Origin of the sequence: Planctomonas deserti, assembly GCF_003067705.1 — a bacterium.
Classification (GTDB): domain Bacteria; phylum Actinomycetota; class Actinomycetes; order Actinomycetales; family Microbacteriaceae; genus Planctomonas; species Planctomonas deserti.
On the sequence record NZ_QANL01000223.1, the window covers coordinates 1 to 514 of the forward strand.

The following is a 514-nucleotide window of genomic DNA, read 5'->3' on the forward strand; positions in this document are numbered from 1 at the left end:
GGCAACGGTCGCATCAGCATCCCCGCCAGCCACCGCGGTGCGGTGGGCATTGAGAAGAAGGCGGTATTGCTCGGTATGGGCGACAAGTTCGAATTGTGGAGCGAGCAGGCGCATCGGGCCCTGATCCAGCAGACGTTGTCTGACGAGGATCTGGGTGATGGGTTGCTCGACCTGAAGTTGTGAGCCGGGGTGCCCGGATGCGCCCAGAAGCGCAGGCCGGTCACCTTCCGGTGTCGCAGTCGCCGGCGGTGCACCTGCCGGTCCTGTACACCCAGGTCCTTGAAGGCCTGAGGGTGATCGAAAACGGACGTTATCTGGATGGCACGTTCGGTCGTGGCGGTCATGCACGTGGCGTGCTCACCCAGCTCGGTCCCGAGGGGCGCCTGCTGGTCATGGACAAGGATCCGGAAGCCATCGCCGTAGCCGAGCGCGATTTTGCGCCGGACCCGCGCGTGTCCATCTTCCGTGGCAGCTTCGCCCAGCTGCTGCAGTGGGATGCGACGGCCGAAGGCCT

The 514-nt window shown here is 65.2% G+C and carries 2 protein-coding genes; both read left to right on the forward strand.

What is annotated here, in order from left to right; translation table 11 throughout:
• Positions 1–183: MraZ-related protein (locus DAI20_RS20395; RefSeq protein ID WP_205781552.1), on the forward strand; the 183-nt coding region annotated here is incomplete at its 5' end.
• Between the two features lie 65 nt (positions 184–248).
• On the forward strand, positions 249–514 hold a 266-nt coding region (gene mraW, locus DAI20_RS20400), incomplete at its 3' end, for a 16S rRNA (cytosine(1402)-N(4))-methyltransferase (RefSeq protein ID WP_205781553.1).